A 17,241-nucleotide genomic window follows, 5' to 3' on the forward strand; every position below is an offset into this window, starting at 1 on the left:
GGACAGGTAGTAGTCGTAGGTGGGCAAATTACGCTTTTTCCCATCTTTAGTCAATATCAGATTAAGGTTCGCAACGTAAATGGTACCGAATCACAAAGGAGAACGAATGATCTCATTATCAGAACGGAGTCAAAACGTAACGCCATCGTCCACTTTGGCGATCACCGCGAAAATCAACGCGTTGATCGCTGATGGTGTAGATGTCGTCAAATTTGGGGCAGGCGAACCCGATTTTGACACACCCGATTATATCAAAGATGCCGCAATCGCCGCACTCGATGCGGGGTTCACGAAATATACCCCTGTCCCCGGCACCCCCGAACTCCGCGAGGCAATCACGGAGAAATTCAAAAGAGACAACGGTTTGCGTTATAAACCCTCCGAAGTTATTGTCTCGTGCGGTGCCAAACATACCCTCTATAACATCTTCCAAGCCATCTGTGATCCCGGCGACGAGGTTATCTTCGCCGCACCCTACTGGGTCAGCTACCCAGAGCAGGTCAAACTTGCGGGGGCAGTGCCACGCGTCATTGAGACGACTCCGAAGCAAAACTTCTGCATGGCACCCGATCAGGTCGAGGCAGCCATCACACCAAAAACGAAGGCGATCCTCGTTAACAGTCCGAGCAACCCGACTGGTACGACGTATGATGTGGATACACTCAAAGCAATTGCTGACCTCGCTGTGAAGCATCAAGTCTACCTCATCTCCGATGAAATCTATGAAGCACTGCTCTACGACGGTGCCACGCATCAGAGCCCGGCTGCGTTCAATGAAGAGACGAAAGCGATTACCTTCGTTGTCAACGGTGTGTCTAAAGCCTATTCAATGACAGGGTGGCGGATTGGATACACCGCGGGTCCCGAAGACGCGGTATCGGCGATGTCGCGCATCCAATCACACAGCACTTCAAATCCGACATCCATTGCCCAGAAAGCCGCCCTCGTCGCACTCAACGAACCGCAGGACGCTGTTGAAGAGATGCGAAAAGCGTTTGAGGAACGCCGAGATGTGATTTGTCAACGTTTTGACGAGATTGATGGTATTAACTATGCCAGACCGCAGGGGGCGTTCTATATTTTCCCCGATTTCTCCGGTCACTACGGCAGGACGTTGGGGGGCCAGAAGGTTGAAAACTCAATGGATATGACCGACTATCTACTCAATTCGGCAGGTGTTGGCGTTGTGCCGGGTGACGGTTTCGGTGCTGACAATCATTTACGACTCTCCTTCGCGACCTCATCGGAGGAAATTCATCGCGGATTGGATCGAATCAAAAAGGCATTGCAGTAATGTTATCCTTTCTTGTGGGAGGGAAATCTTGCAAGTCCGAATTGTAGGGGCGGGTCTCTGGGCCCGCCCTTATCGTCGCATTTGGGCGAGTACGCCGCAAATCGCGGATTACACGGATTTCGCAGATTGCGCGGATTCTAAGAGTATCGCCGCTTGTAGTTGCGCAATTGACGCGCCTCTCACATTAACAGGACTTACGCAAATTGAACAGAAAAGGGCATATTTCGTTGTATTTAACCCCCTAAAGAATCAACGGTATGAATGCCTTATGGCATTCCCCGCCCCTTATCAGGGGGACTTTAAGAGGGACTGCGTAAGTCCTAATATAAATGAACACAAGCAATATTTTGATGATTTTTTTCTGATATGGTAAAATGAATTCACCGCTTACGAAAAAATGTATGATTTTTAGGGTTCATACTATTCAGTCAAAGGAAACAGTAATGTTGAACGTGCGGGCAATGTTTTGGAGCATTTTCGGAATACTCTTTATCTTTTCCATCACCTTTACTGCTTTTGCACAACAGGAGCAACAGTTTAATGCTGCCCTGTCACAATCACAATTTGAAAAGATTCTTGAGAAAATAGAAGAATCTGAAGATGAAATGCGCGCACATGTTAACAAAAAGTTTAGTGAACTTGATGGGAAATTTGATGAACTTGACGAGAAAGTCGCTGAAATTAAGACAGATGTTGCGGTGTTAAACGCCAAATTAAATCTTTTACAATGGGTCATTGCAATAATTGGCGCGCCTTTTCTTATTTCTATTATAGTCTTATTCGTGCAGATACGTCTCAACCAGCAGAACAGGACCGAGGTAGCCTCGAAAGTCATCTCTGAAAACAGAGAAGAACCGGATGAAGACATCAGACAAATAAACTTAACAGAGAATCCGCCATCTGGACCGGAATTCACATAGGAATAGACAGATGAAAAAAGATAATTCCGCTAAGAACATTGCTAAATCTGTCAAGAACTACTTTGAGAAAGGTAAAAAGTTATGCGATCAGGAAGATTATGGTGCTGCTATCTCTGTTTTTGACACCGCTATTCGTTTAGACCCTAATAACAAGGACGTTCATAATAACAGAGGTAACGCGAAATACCTTTTAAAACAATACTTTGAAGCGGTTTCTGACTACGACGAGGCACTCCGTTTAGACCCTAATTTCGCGATCGCCTATTATAACAGAGGCCTCGCGAAATACAATTTAGGACACCCCAAAGATGCTATCTCTGACTTTGACGCGGCTATTAGACTTGACCTTGAATTTGTGCATGCCTACCGCAACCGTGCCGTTGCGAAAAGCGACATAGGACAATATTTTGAATCGATATCCGATTTAGACGTGGTCATTCGTTTAGACCCTGAAAATGATATAGCATACAATGATAGAGGAAGCACTAAGGCAAACCTTGGACACCATGATTCTGCAATTTCTGACTATGACGCGGCTATTCGCATAAATCCTGATTATCTATTTCCATATTTCAACCGAGGGATTTCTAAAAGAGAATTAGGGCGGAACGCGGAGGCAGAACAAGATTTTCAGAAAGCACTCAGTTTAGCACAAGAATCAGAAGATGCGGAACTTATAGGCCACATAAAAAAACAGATGCAGTAGCATCCATTCCAATGGTAGGTGCGGTTTCCTAACCGCCTCGATTTTAATCAAGCACCAGCAGTGTGAAATAGTAAAAAATAAAGGAGATAGAATCGTGGCAGAACAGACGACACCGAACCTCGTCTTCGTTATTACGGATGACCAAGGTTACGGCGATTTGGGGTGCACCGGAAACCCCGTTATCAATACACCGAATTTGGACGCACTTGCCGCAGAGAGCGTGCAATTACAGAACCTGCACGTTGGTCCGACCTGTTCACCGACCCGCGCGGGGATTATGACGGGGCATTATTGCAACTCCACAGGGGTATGGCACACCATCGGTGGACGTTCACTCCTCCGCAGCGACGAAGTCACGATGGCGGATATTTTCCGACGCAACGGCTATAAGACGGGTATGTTCGGGAAATGGCATCTCGGGGACAATTACCCGTTCCGTCCGCACGACAGAGGTTTTGATGAAGCCCTCTATCACGGCGGTGGTGGTATCAGTCAAACTCCTGATTATTGGGGTAACGACTATTTCGACGACACCTATTTCCGAAACGGCTCTGAACAACCCTTCGACGGTTACTGCACAGATGTCTGGTTTCAGGAGGCGATGGCGTTCATCGAGAGACAGGCGGAAGGCGGTCAGAACCGTCCGTTCTTCTGTTACCTCTCTACCAATGCGCCCCACGGTCCATTCCGTGTGCCCGATGCCTATAGTGAGGTCTATCGGCGGAAGGGTGTGGAAGGTGAGCGTGCGAATTTTTGGGGAATGATAACCAATATTGACGACAACATGGCGCGGCTGCGGCATCATCTCCGGGTTCTGGGGCTTGCGGAAAACACGATCCTTATTTTTATGACGGATAACGGGTCGGCAATGGGGTGCGACTTAGATGCCCAGCAGTTCGTCAAGGCAGGTTACAACGCCGGAATGCGCGGTAAAAAGGGGTCACCGTATGAAGGCGGTCACCGTGTGCCACTGTTCATGCACTGGCCCGGGGGCGGTTTCACTGAGAAGCACGAGGTGCATGAACTCACTGCAAACATCGACCTACTCCCGACCCTGATAGATCTGTGTGATCTCGAGGTCTCCTCAAACGCACACTTCCACGGTAAGAGTATTGCTCCGTTGTTGAGAAATGAAACGGAGTCATGGGAAGAACGGGTTGTGGTTACCGATTCGCAGCGCGTTGAAAACCCGATTAAATGGAAAGACAGCGCGACGATATCGCAACGGTGGCGGCTCATCAACGGAACTGAACTCTACGATATACAAGCCGATCCGGGACAACAGCACGACATCGCTGACGAGCATCCGGAAGTCGTCTCGGAACTCCGCGAGCATTATGAGGCGTGGTGGAAGCTGGTTTCGGAACGGTTTGATGAAGAGTGTCCGATCGTCATTGGGACACAAAACGAACCCGTTACCTGCATCACGACTCACGATTGGCACGGAGAAGCACAGGCATGGAATCACGGAATGATCCGCCGAGGCTTGGAATGCAACGGTTATTGGGCGATTGAAGTGCCTGAAGATGGCGAGTATAGTTTCGAGTTGCGGCGGTGGCCCCTTGCCGAAGATAGAGCGATAACGGACGGTATTCCGGGGGAACATATCGATCTTTACAACGGTGGAAAGGGTTTGGCATTAACAACAGCGCAGCTCCGTATCGGGGACCAGGTTGCCACGGAAGCAATTCCGCCAGACGCGAAGGGTGTAACGTTTACGTTCCATCTCACCGCAGGTCAGACGCGTATGCATACCGTATTCTCCGACGAAACGGGTGAGTTAGCAATTGGGGCGTATTATGTGTATGCGAAACGGGTAATTTGACCTACGCGGTTTATTGGTAGACAGGCGTGGTTGCGACGCGGGAGAATAGGCGAGCGAGTTCATCTGTTGACACACCGAGGATCTCTTCAAGGTCCTTTTGCGTCAACTGAAGTTGTTGGAGACCGAGGCTCTCTTTAAATTCTTCCTGCGTCACCCCAAAATCACGGTAACCCTGAATGATGGTTTTTAGATACCATTTTGAAGGTGCCTCGAAATTCTTCTCGTATCCCTCCCGCATCCTGTAAAACATGACACCGTCTTGGTAATACTTGCCGTAATAATCGGGATACCCTTCGTAGGTGTCAAGTGCCTCTTCGTGCGCCTCTGTAATTTTCCAGAGTCCACCGTGGACGGTACCTCCCTCCGCTGGGATAATATCGGCGTGGTATTTAAAAACGAGGCGAAATCCTTCGAGTTGGAACTTCTCTATGTGCGTGACACCTGGGCACCGCTGTTGCATGTGAGCGCGGTTCATGTTGGACCCATAAGCAAAATATATCATTTTTTTAACTATGGCCGCCTGGGCTGTGCTCCAAATGTAAAGCAAAGACAAATTATGCCATTTAAGGAAACCTAATTTCATTACGCACAGGTTTTTGGTTAAGTTGCGACCGCAATAAGGATCTGTAAGGTTTTTTAAGGAGTGCTTCATGGCATCAAAAACCAAGCACGGAATGAAATGGAGTGCGACTCAAACACAAAAAGCTTCAAGTTATACCACTTCTAAAAGTTTATATTGCATTAGCAGCCCCTGAGTGCACAGACTAACAGTCTATGCTACAAGCATGCACGGAATGAAATGGAGTGCGACTCGAACACAAAAAGCTTCAAGTTACAAACTCCGTTATGTATCCGCAAGGTAAAATTAAAAATGCGACTTCAGTCTTCCCCACAGCACAGGGAGTTTCCCTGACGGTTCCACGTCAAACGCGGTGTGATAGATACCGTCGTTCATAATGTCCTGAACTTCATCTTCGGTGAGTCCATCATTGAAGAGACCGACCTCATCCATAATCGTGGCGGAGAGGAAACCGGTTCCTTTATCAGTCGCGAGCCACGCCGTCTGCTCCTGATCCTGGAGTTGGAACTTCGGGACCTTTTGTGAGACTTCCTCTTCGCCGTTGACGTAGATTGTACAGTTGTCTCCGTCGTAGACGTTGGCGACATGATACCAAGTTCCATCTTTGACGGTCACACCACTGGCGACATCCCAAGTGTTCGTCCAACTGCGGAGGAGGTTGCCACCATTTTTGTAAGGAACATAGCGGTTGTTGCTCTGATCCCATATCGAGAAGTAGTTCTGTTGACCCCCGATGTCCGTGAAGTTTATCCACAGGGTGAAGGTCACTTTATCTTCGATAATACCTTTACCCAGCGGAATAGTGACCGTGCCACCCTTTTTGATTTCAAGGGCACCATCAACCTTGCCTTTTGCCCATTCTCCTCGCGTAATCGTGCCTTTACGCCCGTTTTCAGAGATGTCTTCAGCGACATCGCCCTTACCTTCGTCCATTAACCAGATACCGACAATCCTATCTGGATCAATCTCGGCTTGACTATAACCGACAACGAGACTTAGCGCGAGTATGGTGCAGACAAATATTCTTATTCTCATGGATTTATGCTCCTTTTTTGTTGTTCAGAGAATCATGACCCCAAAACGTCTCTACTGGCAGAAATGTAATCGGTGTGTTAATTACATTAGACTGATCAAGTATATTGTAAGTTTAATCCGATTTTCCACCTACAAGCGAGTGTGTTTACAGTCGTGCGATTTACCGCACGTCCCAAAGGTGTGTAAGGGGTTAAGAGTCGGGATTTGGGAGTCCCTCCTACAGATGAAACACCGCAAATATAATTTGACAAGGCACGAAAATTAGGGTATACTATAATTGCTCGCCGGGATGCTGAAATTTGGTAGACAGGCTAGGTTCAGGGTCTAGTGTGCATTATGCGCGTAAGGGTTCGAGTCCCTTTCCCGGCATCTTTTTTAATTTTCCTTGCGGTTAAACAACGGGGTTTGCGTTTTGACATTTTTCGCTCAAGAGCCGCCTGCGTGTTTTTGCTTGGGGTGTTTTTGCGTATTGTTGCAGGCTACGTTTACTCTCTTTTCAATGTCTCGGGTACCAACCAGAGAAAAATGCTCACCGCGAGATAACCGATACCACCCAACGCGAAACCGGAATAACCCAACCCGAACAGATCGGCAAGATTACCGACGATAACGGGTCCTGCGGAACCTCCGAAATCTCCCGTGAGTCGCCATAAACCTAAGAACTCTCCGGTTCCGTCGCGGGGTGCTAGGTCTGCACCGAGTGTCATCATCGTCCCTGAAGCGATGCCGTTACCCATCCGCATGAAGACTGCAGCAAGCAGTAACCCGGTAAATGTTCCAGTAAACGGCATCAACACCATGCCCGTGGCAAAAATGAAAACTCCGGGGACTGTTGCATACCTCCGACCGAACCGATCCATCATATATCCGGCAATTGGGAACATCGACATATCCACCGCTGAGGAGATCATGACGACAGAGCGAACCTGTTGTGTCGTTAGCCCGACCGTCTCGTCCGCATAGAGTGGAATAATGATATTGCACCCGCGGCGCAACGTCTGCACACACACCTGCCCTACCCCTGCTGTGGCGAGGAGTCGCGCATGCTGGCGCGAGATTTCAAGGAGTTGTTTCAGGTAAGGCATCTTCTTCCCTGCTGCTTCAGTTGCGGGGCGCTGCGTTCCGGGAATGAAGAAGAAACAGAGGAGCAGGTTCAGCATCACAATGCCAGCATAGATGAAGAAGGGGAGACGGAGATTCACCCCAAGAAAGATAGAGCAGAACTGACCCGCGAAGGTGCCCATCCTGTTCACACCGCCGAACAGGGCAATCGCTCTCCCGCGATTCGCTATCGGGATCACATCCGTCATATAGGCATGGCGCGCAAGCATCCACAAAGCGTGTCCAATGCCTCCGAGTAACTGTGCCCCGATGAGTTGGTAGAAATTCCCTGCCGTTCCCATACCGAGCGTTGACAGTCCTATCATGGCTAAACCGAGCAACATCGATAGTTTGCGCCCGAGGCGTTCCACTAAAATACCAGCCGGAATATTTCCAAACACACCCACAGCAAGGACAACCGTCGTCAACGTATAGGATAACTCAAACGATTTAACATAAATCGAAAGCGTCGGTGAAACGATGCCTCCGCCTGTTGCCAACAGAAACGCTGGAATATAGATGGGAAGGATTAATGAGACTCGGCTAAATTTGCGGTGGTTCAATTTGGGTCTATAGACATGGAAACCCTCCGTTGGAGAGCCTCATGGGAAGAGTCGGGAATCGGAGTTCCCTCCTACATAGGATCTTGGGTTCCTCATATAGCACCGGGAACCCATCGTTAAAAAAGTGCGTCCGCATAGCATGTATACCCGGTAGGACAGCCCCCCTCACGGGCACGAATCTCTGCACAGGCTTGTTCAATTGCGTCACCACCGGCGCGACGTATTGCCCCGTCGACACCACCCCCCCCGACAAGCGCACTGTTCGCTGCGTTCACGATAGCATCAACGGGGGCTTTGGTTATGTCACCTTGGATGAGTTCCAAATCGGTTTGTGAAATCTGTGTTTTCATTTTACCTCCTCTGAATCAAACCTGTTCTGTGTAGCTCGTGTAAAATAAAGGGCTCTATAGGCATATCACTTTTCAGTTGGGCGTAACCAACACCTTGGTCGGTACAGAAGCGTTGCAAGGTGTCAGAAAATATCTGTTGTTGATTCTGGTATTGCGAAAGCACTTCAGGATTGATTGTGATGGCTCTCGTTTCACCGGTTTCGGCATCCTCTACCCACCAATCCCCACCCGTCGGTCGGTCTTCCAAGTACATCTGCGGGTTCATCTCCTCTGGGGTTATCAAGTGGATAGCCGTGAGTGAGAAGCCGCGTCCTGTGAGCAATTTGAAGCCCTGTTCGTAGCCACTGGGATCCAAAAAATCGGAAAGGATAACAACCGCGCACGGGTTTCGTTGATACATCGGGAGCTGCCTGAGGCATTCCGTCAACCGTGTTTGTCCGTCTGCAACAATCGCGGTCAAAACCTTCGTGAGACGTAAAAATTGTGAGGTGCTCGATGCGGGGGGTAGTGCCGCGGAGAGCCGTTCGGCACAGGTATAGACGGCAACACTATCGGCGTGTCCCAAAGCGACATAGCCTAACGCTGCAGCGATCTGTTTGGCACACGCTAACTTGGTGGGGGCACCAAATGCCATGGAACGACTGTTATCAATGAGGAGTGCAAGCGGTAATCCTTCGTCAGCGTGGAAGAGTTTGATAAAGAGTTTCCCCAAACGTGCGTAGATGTTCCAATCGACATGCCGTAGGTCGTCGCCGGGTTCATAGACCCGATAATCGGCGAATTCCATGCCTACCCCTCGGTTCGGACTCCGGCGTTCACCTCTGAATTTACCACGGAACGAGCGGTTCGATCGGATATGGAAGGGTTTAAGTTGCTTCAGGAATTGCGGTGTAAGCATTTTTTTAATAATTCGCAAGGCGTTAAATGAAAGGGTTAGGGCATTGACGTGTTTATGTGCAGAGTCGCCTGCGCCGTTGTTGCAGGCTTGCGTCTCCAGCTATAAGGTATTTGACACATTTATCGGAAATAGGTTTATATGAGTTGGATTTATTCTAAAGGTGATTTAACTTTCAGTGGGAAGTCGTGACCGGGAGGTCGCTCCTACGAGGAATGCTACCGTGTTAGCGCAAACGGTCAGTAGTCTTTCGGTAGCGGGCTTCCATCTCAGGTCGTTGAGATTGTAAGTACGCTTGTTCCGAACGGCGCGCCGCCTCGGTTGATGGGAGCATTGGGATGTCGATATTTGCTGTGCTGATTTGGTCGTTTCCCCATTTGTATGCGACAATTTCGCCTTTGCTGATGATAAGGTTCATCCCAACGTTTGCCTCTACAATCGGCACCCCATTTTCACGCGCTCTGGCAAGCACTGTCTGATTTTGCCCTTTGCCCTTTGAACCATACGAGGGGATTAGGAGGAACTGTGCGCCATCTAAAACGAGTGTGCGCGCTATCAGTGGATTCCATCTATCGTTGCAGATTAAAATGCCGGCACGTCCGAAAGGTGTGTCAAAGGCGCGAATCGTTTCGCCGATGCAATTGAAGTTCCACGATGGGTGGGTTCCCTCGGCGAACTGCGTTTTGTGATAGGTGCCGCATATCTCGCCGGTAGCATCAATAAACACGGCGGAATTGTAGACAGAAGCGGTTCCACACCGTTCAGCGAATCCGAAACAGAGACAAGTGTCGAGTTGACGTGCTAATCGACGGAAGCGGTGGATATACGTGCCATCAAGCGGCTCTGCGATTTCAAGCATCGCCTCCGGTGTGGCTCTGCCTTCAATGACATCCATCACGACATAGCCCTCCAAAACCCCCTCTGTTGCCAAAATTAACTGTGGAGTATTCTTGGCAGCCTCAACGAAGAAAGCCTCCAGCTTCTCAGCATTGGAGGCTTTATCCCATTTGGTCGGTTTTAACGAAATTGCGGAGACTTTGATTGACGCATACATATTTTAATTATACCTTGCGGGAGAACAACGCGGTTCGGGATCCAACGGTTTTTGATCGGTATCCGCTTGCGCCGGTGTTGTAGGAAACCTGCGGTCGATTAAAAAAATGTTCAGAATACTCAAGAACCCGCTCGTAACGAAGTGGAGAGCGGGCCAGGAGTACATCAATTAAAAGCCTATTTCGGATAGGCAGTGTCCAGAGAAAGCACCGCATAACTGGTTGCCAATACAGGAAGCGCCTCCATCCAACGACTCTCGTCATTCGACCAGAATCCATCGGGTTTCTGGACCTCGATCAGTTTTTCGGCGAGTTCTCGGTACCAATCATGTGAGATACCCTTCGCGTCCATAAGAATGGGTTCACCGTAAAGTCGTAACGCCTTCGCCATCGTATGATAGTTGTAATACAGTCCCTGTGCGCCCATACCGTAGTTTTCTTCCGTTGTGAAATGTTGCTTAATCCACTCGACGGCTGCCTGCAGGCGTTCATCTTTCTTGTCTACATTGGCGTAGATGAAACTCAACAATCCGGCATACGTCATGCTCGCATAAGAACGCGGACTGCCTGCGGCATCCGTGCCGGCTTTGCTCTCACCATCAGGCGAATAGATAAACCCGCCATCGTTGCCTGCCCAGGACTGATCGTTGCTCTCACTCCGATTCTGTGTGCGTTCCAGAAATTTTATCGCTTTGTCCCAGACCTCTTGGTCGTCCGACCCGCTCTCTTTTAAGGCTTGGATGGCAAGGTTTAGATTGGACAGGTCATGCACGGTTTCACGGCTTCCATAACCGATCCCACCGTAATAGACGCTCTCCTCATCTGTGACTTGCAAACTTTTCAGAAACCCTTGTGCCTTTTCAATAATAGACGCATATTCCGAGTTGCCTGTTGAGGAAAGTGCCAGGACCGAGATAGCGGTGTTATAATTTGGCAGTGCGGGTTGCATCTCGATATTATAGATCGCCCCGTTTGGTTGTTGCATCCCGACCAATCGCTGCAGTCCCTTTTGGATAAACGGATGCTCTGCCTCCGAGTATTTGTTCTGAGGATGCCGTAAAAAAGCCGTGAGTGCGAGAGCGGTTATGCCCGGATGATTGGCAAATAGCCCATCTTCGGCTTGTTGTCCCTTCAGCCACTCCAACCCCCGATCGATGCTCGCAATGACCTGTTCGTTTAGTTCGTGGTATTCCGATGCGTCCGTCTCATGATGCGCGGTCATACCGCTTTGCACAACAACAAACACAAGGAACAATACCAGTATGAATCCACGCTGCATTTTCATTTTCATTTTGCCTCTCCCTTTCAACAAATTTGTTTACGTGAGTATTATTTAGCAAATACAATGCCAATGCTGAAAGCCTATTTCCGCGTGAATTCTCGGGATTCAACGGAGAATTGCGTCAAAAAGTGAACGCTGTTGTCCACAATCTGAACAATTTTTAATTATTCCTTGCGGTTCGGTCAGTTGAGTTTGGGCTTTTATCGGCCTCTCCGTTATTAAAGGAAAACCTCTTAACTGACAACTGATAACGGTTTTGAAACTAACGGGAAAAGCGCGTCTATAGTCGCACGGTTTCTCCCGTCTCGGCAGACTGCATCGCGGCATCGTAGACCTGCATGACCGTGCGAATCTCTTCGGGCTTGACAACCAGTTCCTCACCCTTGTTCAGCACATCCGCGATATTCTGATAATAAGATTTCCATGTTGTCTGGACGCTTTCAACGATGAGTTCTCTGTTCTCACCACCTGCCTCTGTCCAGACTTTGGCATAGTTTTCGGGGTCCTGCTGTGCGGCATCAATATTCCCGGCTACCATCGGTCCCTCCTGCGGATCTAAACCCTGTTTAACCAGTCCACCGAGATCCCCGACGATATACCATCTCGGTTTCTCCGCTTTAGCGAGGTTACCGATTTCAATCTGGTATCGCACATCGTTTTCAAACTTAATAATGAGGTTGGCGTAGTTGCCGATATCGATGTCCCATGTTGTGCCGTAGTGAACGTCGCAGTACACAGATTCAACGGGTGCCGTTACGAGTTGTAGTGCCTGATCGACGAAGTGTGCGGGCCAATCGTAAAGGATACCACCGCTTTGACTTTTGACGCCGCGCCAGCCGCGAGGGGGTCCGTAACGCATAATCGCGACCTGAAAGAGGTAAGGTGTTCCGAGCAGACCGTCGTCGATAATTTTTCTGACCGTGTTGTAATCCCAATCCCATCGGCGATTATGAAACACGCTGAGCAGGACATCGTTCCGCTCACTCGCCGCAATCATGGTATCCGCTTCGGCGGTATCCATCGCCATGATTTTGTCCGTGACGACGTGCTTACCGGCATCCATCGCCTTGATAGAGAGTTCTGCGTGTGTGTCGTGCGGTGTGGCTAACACAACAAGGTCAACAGCGTCATCTGCGATGACTTCGTCAATCGTTTGATACATCTTTACATTTGGATATGCCTCGCGTGCGGCTTCACGGCGTTCGGCATCCCGTGTCGCAATGGCATAAAGATTCAGTCCATCTGCCAAACCGACGAGATAGGTATGAAAAGCGCGTCCAGCATATCCATAGCCAATAACGGCTGTATTTACCATTTTTAAACGTTCCTTGCGGGTGAATAATGTGGGTTTCAAATTTAACGTGCCTTCCTATCGAGTCGCCTGCGCCGATGTTGCAGGCTTCGGATCCGACTTAAGAAGACTCTACAAAATACTATTTTTAAACGTTCCTTGCGGGTGAATAATGTGGGTTTCAAATTTAACATGCCTTCTTGTCGAGCGGTCAGGACCAAAAAAACCGTTGTTAAACCAAATCCTTCATTTTATGCCTTGCGAATTATTAGAAAAATCGTTTAGGGTCCAGTCGTAGTCCAAGTAGCGGAACTTCACATCTGTTGATTCCAAAAATTCTGCGTCTTCAGGCGGCAGGTAGTCGGCGAGAAAATCGGCTACACCCTCGTAACCTTCCTTGAAATCATCGTCATACCATTTGAAAATTTTAGAGACGTAGACGTGGCGTTTCGCGCGATCAATCCTCACGTGCTCCGGATTCCGAAGAAAGTTGAGCGTTGCAGTCTCCAGACGCTCTTCAATCGTCTCAGCAGCATAAGCACGGTTCCACAAAGGCGGACAACTCCGCGAAGCACATACAAGCACAAAGTGTGCGCGCGGATCCACAAACTCTGTGCGGATAATGCCGTGTTCAATCTGATCGAGTGTGTACATCTTACCCGCTACTTGGAACTTCAGGCGAGAGAAAAAACCGTTGAAGAGTTTGACCTTTCGGACACTCGTTATCGGGTAGTGGTTGATAACACCTTTAATGACGAGGGCATTATAAGCGTTAACCCAGAACGTCAGTCGTTCATTATAGGGCAACGCCTCTGGCTTCGCAAAAGCCAATCGGTCGAGATACGCCTCAAATTTTTCAGGGTTCGCCTTCAGTTTTGTATAATTGACCCGACCCCTTTCATCGACATATTCCTGTAAAACCTGATCAAACAACTCATGCGAAAATGAAGTATCATCCCCCGGCTGCTCGGTGCGAGAATCCGCTTCGACGCGATAGTGGTAGAGGAAGATAACACTACATACAGATAAGAGTAAGAGGCATACAATTAGGATACGTTTTTTCATTTTTTTAATTATTCGCAAGGTTTTTAATTATTCGCAAGGCGTTAGATATGGTACACCAAAGTTCTAACTCACGGTCTTCTTCCGCAAGGTAAAATTAAAATTGTTCTAATACGTCTCGGTCGATGTCAATACCCAATCCGGGTGCCTGCGGAACCTCAACGTATCCATCGACGGCATTTATCGGTTGCTGTGCCAACGCCGTGCGGAGACGGTTTTCGGTCATATCGAATTCCAACAGTGAGGGGATCGGGTTAAGGGCTTGCGGGGCATCTGGGAGCGTGGCTTGCCAGTGCAACGTCGCCGCGAGGCGGATACTACCGCCCCACATGTGGGGCAACACCCGAACGTAGTTCGCACTCGCCATCGCAGCGATTTTTCGGCACTCCGTAAAACCGCCCGCAATACTCAGATCGGGCTGCACGATATCCAACCCGCGTTCCTGTAGTAGGTCTCGGAACGCCCAGCGTCCCTTCAGCATCTCGCCGCCGGCGATTCTCACCTTCAGTGCGTGCCGGATTTCCCGATAGCCGACCACATCATCACTGGTAATCGGCTCCTCATACCAGAAGAGGTCGTAGTCGAGAAGTTTCTGTCCGACATCAATTGCAGTCCCGACATCGTAGCCACAATTTGCGTCAACGGCGAAGAGGGTATCGTCCCCAATGGCGCGCCGAACCGCGGCGACGTTTTTCACATCGTAAGTCTCACCGAAACCGATCTTCATCTTGACAGCGGGGAACCCTGCATCGACATAGCCTTTCGCTTCGTCCATCAGGGCTTGGGTTATGTCGGGTTTGTCTTTTTTGAAGAGTCCGCTGGCGTAAGCCGGAATTTTCAATCGGAACGCGCCGCCGAGGAGTTGATAGATCGGCATATCCAGTGCCTTGCCCATGATGTCCCAGAGTGCGATATCGATCCCGCTTAGCGCGCCGATATCGCCACGCATCGCCTCCCAAATCCGTTCCGTTTCAAAAGGCGATTGTCCGATCAGGTGTGCTTCAACTGCTGAGGCGGACGGAACGCTCACGCCTTCACCCCAACCGGTAATGCCGGCATCTGTGCGAATTTCGACAACGACGGCGGTTCGCGTGCTCGTCCAGCCGCGCGAATTCGCGAAGGGTTCAATGAGTGGATAGCGTAAGTTGTAAGTTTTAACGTCGGTGATTTTCATAGTTTCGGGTTACGGTGTGGTTTTAGACCGTCCTTCGTGTTGTATTGGGACCCGCAATGTATCTCTATTTTACCACAATCCTTACATTTTTTGCAGAAAAAACGGAAATAGGATAGCAATCAGCGGTCAACAGTCGAGGGTCACCCCTAAAGAGGCAATAGGGGCATCATCCAAATGAACAGAAAAACGAGAATTTTGCTACAAATTCCTCGCGGTAAGCGTATTTCGCTTCATTTAACCCCCTAAAGAATCAGAATCAACGGTATGAAGTCCGTATGGACTTCCCCGGGTATGAGGTCTCCCGTATGGGCTTCCCCGCCCCTTATCAGGGGACTTTAAGAGGAACTGCGTAAGTCCTAAGTAAAGTTTAGAATTAATTGGACACTTCACACCGGTGAGGTTAGAAACCTCGCCTACCGGGGAAGGGAACACGTCTATTTATTTTTAGGATCCACTATAAAGGTCGTTGTAATCATACTTCCGCATGATTAAAGACACATTTTAGGGACGAAAAGGGTGCATAATATGAGAAAACAAAAAACTTGACATTTTTTTGACTTTAATTATAAGATAGAGGCAATCTTATAGCGGTTTCTGGAATCCATTGTCCTGCAAGCCTCTATAGGTTTGCACAGAACCGAACATCAGAACGGTATTCCATCGAAAGTTACTCACGTGAGGGCTCGCCTCACGCAGAACGTATCGGAGGTGAACATGTCAACGAACGATGTTGCGTTAATGGCGCACCTCATGCGCCGCGCAGGGTTTGGGACAACCCGCACCGAGCTGGAAGCCTACGTGGAAAAGGGATACGAGAATGTCGTTGACGCTCTCGTCCATCCTGAACGCGGGACCCCCATTGATGAAGACATTTTAGAACGCTACTTCGGCGGCGAAGGTGCTTATGTCGGTATTTGGATCTACCGGATGCTGAACAGTCGGTGTCCACTTCAAGAGAAGATGGCACTCTTCTGGCACCATGTCTTTGCAACGGGATTAGGCAAGAATCAGCACATCCTCGCGTCTTCGGACCAGATTGATATGCTGCGCCGCGTCGGTATGGGACAGATGCGGGACATCCTACTCGAACTCTCCAAAGATCCGGCGATGATCTTTTGGCTCGACAATAACGAAAATCGTAAGGGCGAACCCAACGAGAACTACGGGAGGGAGCTCCTCGAACTATTCTCATTAGGGGTAGGCAATTACAGTGAAGATGACATAAAGAGCTGCGCGCTCGCTTTCACAGGGTGGACATTCGGACAGCCGATTCCGTTGTATCCGCACGGTTACTACTCGCCACCCTTTTTGTTCGATGAAGCGGAGCACGACGACTGCGAGAAAACCTTCTTGGGACATACTGGAAATCTCAACGGTGAAGACATCATCGACATCATCGTCGAACAACCGGCGTGTGCCAGATTTATCTCCAGACACCTCTACAACTTCTTTGTCGCAGACGAACCACAAGTGCCGTCGTGGAACGTAACGCCCCCGCAAGATCCGGAAGCGATCGAGACACTCTCGGACGCATTCATGGCATCTGACGGGAATATATCCCACGTCCTCAGCGTCCTTTTCAATTCCGACTTCTTCAAAGAAGCCGAATTCAAGAAGGTGAAAAGCCCGACGGAACTCGTCACAGGGATCGTGAAACTGGTAGGCACCTTCCAAGGTCCGCAACCCGGAATAGGGCAGTATGCCAGTGCTACGCAATTAATGGGACAGAAACTCATGGATCCGCCCACCGTTGAAGGGTGGCATACGGGTAAAGAGTGGATCGATGGAGGGCTGCTCACCGCTCGCGTCAACTTCGCCGTTCGTGAAGTTAGCGACGCATCGAAACCCGGAATTCAGGACATCCTCACACGTCTGAAAAACAACGGGGGTTCACTCTCGCCGGAAGCATTTGTGGACGAATGCCTTGAACTCGCTGGACCGCTGACGATAGGGGACACCACCCGTGAGTATCTCACGCAATTTGCGGAAGCGAACGGTGAACTCAACCTCGGGGATGATGACGCTGCGGAGGAGAACCAAGAACGAGTCGTGAGTATGCTCCAGTTAATCGTGGCTTCCAGAGAGTATCAACTTGGTTAAAGGAGAGATTG

The 17,241-nt window shown here is 49.4% G+C and carries 15 protein-coding genes and 1 tRNA gene; 6 read left to right on the top strand and 10 right to left on the bottom strand.

The features are described 5' to 3' along the window. Nucleotides 1-109 precede the first annotated feature (109 nt). From F4X88_13605 to F4X88_13620, 4 genes are all read left to right on the top strand, one after another. Entirely contained in the window at nucleotides 110-1,294 is a 1,185-nt protein-coding gene (locus tag F4X88_13605) for a pyridoxal phosphate-dependent aminotransferase (protein ID MYA57324.1), read from the top strand. Nucleotides 1,295-1,737: 443 nt separating this feature from the next. Continuing rightward, nucleotides 1,738-2,214: a hypothetical protein gene (locus F4X88_13610; GenBank protein MYA57325.1), complete on the top strand. Its 477-nt coding sequence runs from the start codon at nucleotides 1,738-1,740 to the stop codon at nucleotides 2,212-2,214. Nucleotides 2,215-2,224: 10 nt separating this feature from the next. Beyond that, nucleotides 2,225-2,920: a tetratricopeptide repeat protein gene (locus F4X88_13615; GenBank protein ID MYA57326.1), complete on the top strand. Its 696-nt coding sequence runs from the start codon at nucleotides 2,225-2,227 to the stop codon at nucleotides 2,918-2,920. A gap of 91 nt (nucleotides 2,921-3,011) precedes the next feature. After that, nucleotides 3,012-4,745, top strand: coding sequence for an arylsulfatase (locus F4X88_13620; GenBank protein MYA57327.1), 1,734 nt, complete (start codon nucleotides 3,012-3,014; stop codon nucleotides 4,743-4,745). Nucleotides 4,746-4,755: 10 nt separating this feature from the next. Here the strand turns inward: F4X88_13620 and F4X88_13625 are convergent, their stop codons facing one another. Together F4X88_13625 and F4X88_13630 are read right to left on the bottom strand one after the other, a co-directional pair. After that, on the bottom strand, nucleotides 4,756-5,397 hold the full coding sequence (locus tag F4X88_13625; GenBank protein ID MYA57328.1) for a gamma-glutamylcyclotransferase: 642 nt from the start codon (nucleotides 5,395-5,397) through the stop codon (nucleotides 4,756-4,758). Between the two features lie 213 nt (nucleotides 5,398-5,610). Continuing rightward, nucleotides 5,611-6,360: a LamG domain-containing protein gene (locus F4X88_13630; protein MYA57329.1), complete on the bottom strand. Its 750-nt coding sequence runs from the start codon at nucleotides 6,358-6,360 to the stop codon at nucleotides 5,611-5,613. 283 nt (nucleotides 6,361-6,643) lie between these two features. Here F4X88_13630 and F4X88_13635 point away from each other — a divergent pair. Next, nucleotides 6,644-6,729 (top strand) — tRNA-Leu (locus F4X88_13635). A 116-nt stretch (nucleotides 6,730-6,845) separates the two neighbouring features. Here the strand turns inward: F4X88_13635 and F4X88_13640 are convergent. From F4X88_13640 to F4X88_13675, 8 genes are all read right to left on the bottom strand, one after another. Beyond that, entirely contained in the window at nucleotides 6,846-8,024 is a 1,179-nt protein-coding gene (locus tag F4X88_13640; protein MYA57330.1) for an MFS transporter, read from the bottom strand. A gap of 116 nt (nucleotides 8,025-8,140) precedes the next feature. After that, nucleotides 8,141-8,374, bottom strand: coding sequence for a hypothetical protein (locus tag F4X88_13645; protein MYA57331.1), 234 nt, complete (start codon nucleotides 8,372-8,374; stop codon nucleotides 8,141-8,143). 1 nt (nucleotide 8,375) lies between these two features. Next, on the bottom strand, nucleotides 8,376-9,272 hold the full coding sequence (locus F4X88_13650; GenBank protein MYA57332.1) for a DUF58 domain-containing protein: 897 nt from the start codon (nucleotides 9,270-9,272) through the stop codon (nucleotides 8,376-8,378). A gap of 223 nt (nucleotides 9,273-9,495) precedes the next feature. Beyond that, nucleotides 9,496-10,323: a carbon-nitrogen hydrolase family protein gene (locus F4X88_13655; protein MYA57333.1), complete on the bottom strand. Its 828-nt coding sequence runs from the start codon at nucleotides 10,321-10,323 to the stop codon at nucleotides 9,496-9,498. A 176-nt stretch (nucleotides 10,324-10,499) separates the two neighbouring features. Continuing rightward, complete coding sequence (locus F4X88_13660; protein MYA57334.1) at nucleotides 10,500-11,612, bottom strand: hypothetical protein; 1,113 nt, start codon at nucleotides 11,610-11,612, stop codon at nucleotides 10,500-10,502. A gap of 271 nt (nucleotides 11,613-11,883) precedes the next feature. After that, entirely contained in the window at nucleotides 11,884-12,918 is a 1,035-nt protein-coding gene (locus F4X88_13665; GenBank protein ID MYA57335.1) for a Gfo/Idh/MocA family oxidoreductase, read from the bottom strand. Nucleotides 12,919-13,140: 222 nt separating this feature from the next. Beyond that, nucleotides 13,141-13,959, bottom strand: a complete 819-nt coding sequence (locus tag F4X88_13670) for a DUF547 domain-containing protein (protein MYA57336.1) — start codon at nucleotides 13,957-13,959, stop codon at nucleotides 13,141-13,143. A gap of 94 nt (nucleotides 13,960-14,053) precedes the next feature. Next, nucleotides 14,054-15,130, bottom strand: coding sequence for a mandelate racemase/muconate lactonizing enzyme family protein (locus tag F4X88_13675; protein MYA57337.1), 1,077 nt, complete (start codon nucleotides 15,128-15,130; stop codon nucleotides 14,054-14,056). Nucleotides 15,131-15,844: 714 nt separating this feature from the next. Here F4X88_13675 and F4X88_13680 point away from each other — a divergent pair. Continuing rightward, complete coding sequence (locus F4X88_13680; protein ID MYA57338.1) at nucleotides 15,845-17,230, top strand: DUF1800 domain-containing protein; 1,386 nt, start codon at nucleotides 15,845-15,847, stop codon at nucleotides 17,228-17,230. The last annotated feature ends 11 nt before the right edge of the window (nucleotides 17,231-17,241 follow it).

Source organism: Candidatus Poribacteria bacterium (genome assembly GCA_009839745.1).
Lineage (GTDB): Bacteria > Poribacteria > WGA-4E > WGA-4E > WGA-3G > WGA-3G.